The 4,269-nt window shown below is 73.6% G+C and carries 3 protein-coding genes; all 3 read left to right on the forward strand.

Going from position 1 to position 4,269, the window contains the following annotated elements; genetic code table 11:
* The first annotated feature begins 76 nt into the window (after positions 1-76).
* The gene (asnB, locus tag AA75_RS37170; RefSeq protein ID WP_033824839.1) at positions 77-1,915 is read left to right on the forward strand and encodes an asparagine synthase (glutamine-hydrolyzing); all 1,839 of its coding nucleotides are present in this window, start codon (positions 77-79) and stop codon (positions 1,913-1,915) included.
* Between the two features lie 33 nt (positions 1,916-1,948).
* Positions 1,949-3,226, forward strand: coding sequence for a cytochrome P450 (locus AA75_RS37175; protein WP_082527115.1), 1,278 nt, complete (start codon positions 1,949-1,951; stop codon positions 3,224-3,226).
* A 121-nt stretch (positions 3,227-3,347) separates the two neighbouring features.
* On the forward strand, positions 3,348-4,269 hold a 922-nt coding region (locus AA75_RS37180), incomplete at its 3' end, for an L-tyrosine/L-tryptophan isonitrile synthase family protein (RefSeq protein WP_082527116.1).

The raw sequence follows: 4,269 nt of genomic DNA on the forward strand, positions 1-4,269 counted from the left end.
CCGCCCCCCCCCCCCCCCGCGGCGCCCGCCGTGCCCCGTCCCGTCCATCTCCCTCCCCGCAGAAGGGAACCCCCGCATGTGCGGAATCACCGGCTGGGTGTCGTTCCACCAGGACCTCACCCCGCACGCCCGGGTCATCGAGGCGATGACCGCCACCCTGACCCGCCGCGGCCCCGACGCCGGCGGCTGCTGGCTCGGCCCGCACGCCGCGCTCGGCCACCGCCGGCTCTCCGTGATCGACCTGGTCGGCGGTGTCCAGCCGATGGCCGACCGTCCGGAGCAGCCGGCCGCCGTCCTGACGTACAGCGGCGAGGTCTACAACCACCACCAGCTGCGCGCCGAACTCCGGCGCCTCGGCCACGAGTTCCGCACCCGCAGCGACACCGAGACGGTGCTGCGCGGCTACCTGCAGTGGGGCGATGCGGTGGTCGACCGGCTGGAGGGCATGTACGCGTTCGCGATCTGGGACGCCCGCCGCGAACGGCTGCTGCTGGTCCGCGACCGGCTCGGGGTCAAGCCGCTGTACTGGGCGCGGGTGGACGGTGGGCTGGCGTTCGGCTCCGAGCCCAAGGCGCTGTTCGCCCATCCCGAGATCACCCCGCGGGTCGACGCCGACGGCCTGCGCGAGGCGTACAGCCTGCTGTTCAACACCGGTCCGACGCTGTGGGCGGGGGTCCGCGAGATCCCGCCCGGCGGCCTGCTCACCCTGGACCGCTCGGGCCTGCGCGAACAGCTGTACTGGCAGCTCACCGCCCGGCCGCACGAGGACGACCGGCAGACCACCGTCGAGCGGATCGGCTCGCTGGTCAACCGGACCGCCCGGGCCCAGCTGGAGGCCGACGTCCCGCTCTGCAGCCTGCTCTCCGGCGGCATCGACTCCACCGTCCTCACCGCTCTGGTCGCCGACGAACTGCGGCTCTCCGAGGGCCCCGGGGCGCGGCTGCGCTCGTACGCGGTGGACTACAGCGACCAGGCCGAGCAGTTCACCGGCGACGTGCTGCGCACCGGCCACGACACCCCGTTCGCCGCCGAGGCCGGTGCCTTCATCGGCACCGACCACTCCACCGTGGTGCTCGACCCGCGCAGTCTGCTGGACCCCGAGCACCGGCGGGCCGTGGTCGAGTGCCGGGACTCCCCGATCGGTGTCGGCGACATGGACACCTCGCTCTACCTGCTGTTCGGGCGGATCCGTGAGCACTCGACGGTGGCGCTGTCCGGCGAGGCCGCCGACGAGATCTTCGCCGGGTACCCCTGGTTCCACACCCCGGCCGCGGTCGGGGCGGACACCTTCCCCTGGCTGCTGGTCACCGGCGACGAGGCCGCCATGCCGCTCGAGCCCGACCTGGCGGCCACCCTGCGGATCGCCGAGTTCCGCGCCGACACCTACCGGGACGCCCTGGCCGCCGTCCCGCACCTGGACGGCGAGAGCGCCACCGAGCACCGCCAACGCGAGCTCCAGCACCTCTCGCTGACCCGCTGGCTGCGCCAACTCCTGCACCGGAAGGACAGGTTGAGCATGGCGCAGGGCCTGGAGGTGCGGGTCCCGTACTGCGACCACCGGCTGGTCGAGTACGCCTTCAACACCCCGTTCGCGCTGAAGAGCTTCGACGGCCGGGAGAAGAGCCTGCTGCGCGCCGCCGCCGCCGGGCTCGCCCCCGACTCGGTGCTGCACCGGCCGAAGAACCACTACCCGGCCACCCACCACCCCGACTACAACAGCGGCCTGCAGGCGATGGCCCGCGAGGCTCTGGACGCGCACGGCGGCCGGGTCCGCGAGATCGCCGACGGGTCCGTGATCAAGACCACCCTGGACACCCCGCCGGACCGGCTCAGCTGGGGCCACCGGCTGCGCCTGGAGCGCGTGGTCGACCTCGCGCTCTGGCTGGACCACCACGATCCGCACCTGGCGATCTGACCCTTTCCGTCCCCCACCGGGAGCCCACCAGTCATGACCGACCCCACCGAGCCGACGGGCGGCTGCCCGTTCGGCCATGGCACCCCCACCGCGGCCGAACCCGTGCCGCTGTTCGGCGAGGAGTACAAGCGCGACCCGTACCCGCTGTACGACCGGCTGCGGCAGGCCGGCCCGGTGCACCGGGTACGGTTCCCCAGCGGCATCGCGGCCTGGCTGGTCACCGGCTACCAGGCCGCCCACCGGACCCTGAACGATCCGCGCCTGGGCAAGAACCACCGCCTGGGCAACGAGAATTGGCGCCGACTGGCGTCGATCATGCCGGAGCCCCAGCACTCCCGGCTCCAGGTGCACCTGCTGCACCAGGACCCGCCCAAGCACACCGAGATGCGCCGGCTGGTCCTGGACGCCTTCGCGCCGCGCCGGATCGAGGCGCTGCGGCCGCGCCTGCAGCAGATCGCCGACGACCTGGTGGACGCGCTGCCCGCCGAGGGCGGCGCCGATCTGGTGCAGGGCTTCGCGGCCCACTTCCCGTTCCGGGTGCTCGCCGAAGTCATCGGCCTGCCGGCGCACTTGGCACGGCGCTTCGACCGCGACTGGGGCAAAGTGGTGCAGCCGGTCGGCCCGCAGGACCCGGGCCGCCCGGCCTACGAGGGGCGGCTGCGCGGACTGCAGACGTACATCGCCGACGTGGTCGCGGACAAGCGCGGCGAGCCGTCGGACGACCTGCTCGGCCGGCTGGTCGCCGCCCAGGACGACGGGCAGCTGGCCAAGGAGGAACTGGACTCCATGATCTTCCAGTTGCTGGTGGCCGGACAGGAGCCGGTCACCAACCAGATCAGCACAATGCTGGTCACCCTGCTGCGCCACCCGGACCAGCTGGCCGGGCTACGTGAGGATCCCGCGCTGCTGCCCCGCGCGGTCGAGGAACTCCTGCGCCACGACGCCGCGTTCGAGCTCACCACCTGGCGGTTCTTCGCCGTGGACAGCGAGCTGTACGGCACCCGGATCCCGGCCGGCGACTCGGTGATCGTCTCGCTCTGCGCGGCCAACCGGGACGGCGAGCAGTTCCCCGATCCAGACACGCTCGTCTTCGACCGCGCCCCCAACGCCCACCTGGCGTTCGGCCACGGCATCCACTTCTGCCCCGGCGCCGCGCTCGCCCGGGCCGAGTTGCAGATCGCCCTCGGCACGCTGCTGGCCCGGCTGCCGGGGCTGCGGCTCGCGGTCGGGGAGTCCGAGCTGCGGTGGATCCCCGCCGTCCTCGCCCGGGGGGTCGACCGGCTGCCGGTCCACTACGACCGGCGCGGCTGACCACCCCGCACCCCCGCACCTCCCCGACACCCCGCCCGTACCCACCCCGCCCGTTCACCGTCGCCGCGCCCGGCGCTCCCGCGCCGAGGCGCCGTCCCGTCATGTCCTCGTGGAGGACCGCATGCCGTCAACCGCCGCACTCGCCCCGCTGCCCACCGGCCATCCGGCCGTCGAACGCGTCAGCACCGAGATCCTGGAGCTGCTGCTGCCCCACCGCCGGGCCGGCGACCCGGACACCGCCGCGCCGCCGGGCGCCTTCCCGGTCCAACTGCGCCAGCTGGCTGCCTTCGTGGCCGCCGGTGAGCCGGTCGCCTTCACACTGCCCGGCTTCCCCTGCAAGTCACCCAACACCCGCAAGGTGCTCGGCCACCTGCCGGACGAGGGCGAACGGCTGGCGCTCGGCTTCCTCGACCGGCTGTGCGGGCGGATCGCCGAGGTGTACTCGCCGGGCGCCCGGGTGCTGATCTGCTCGGACGGCCATGTCTTCGGCGACCTGATCCGGGTCCCCGACGAGCACATCGACGCGTACTCCGACGAGTTGACCGCGATGATCGCGAGGGAGGGCCTCGGCCGTCTGGGCACCTTCGACCTGCGCGACGTCCTCGGCGACCTGCCGTACGACGACAAGCGGGCGCTGGTGCACGCCCGGTTCGCCCCGACCCTGGAGGAGCTGCGGGCCGAGGTGCGGTCCGACGAGGAGACGGCCGCCCTCTACCGGGGCATCACCCGCTTCCTGGTCGACGACACCGCGGGCTTCACCGGCACCAGATCCGCCCTCCAGCGCGAGTGCCGCCGACGCGCGTACGGCGTGATCCAGCGCAGCCGCGCCTGGGGCACCCTGATCGCCGAGCACCACCCTCGGTCGGTCCGGCTGTCCATCCACCCGCAGCCGGTCGGCGCAGGGAAGTTCGGCATCCGGCTGCTCGACCACCGGGACGTCTGGGCCACGCCCTGGCACACCGCGGTCCTGCACCGGGCGGACGGCGGGTGGGAGCTGATGCACCGGGCGGAGGCGGAGCTGATCGGCACCCTCGTCCACCGCG

It is taken from the genome of Kitasatospora sp. MBT63, from assembly GCF_000710465.2.
Lineage (GTDB): Bacteria > Actinomycetota > Actinomycetes > Streptomycetales > Streptomycetaceae > Kitasatospora.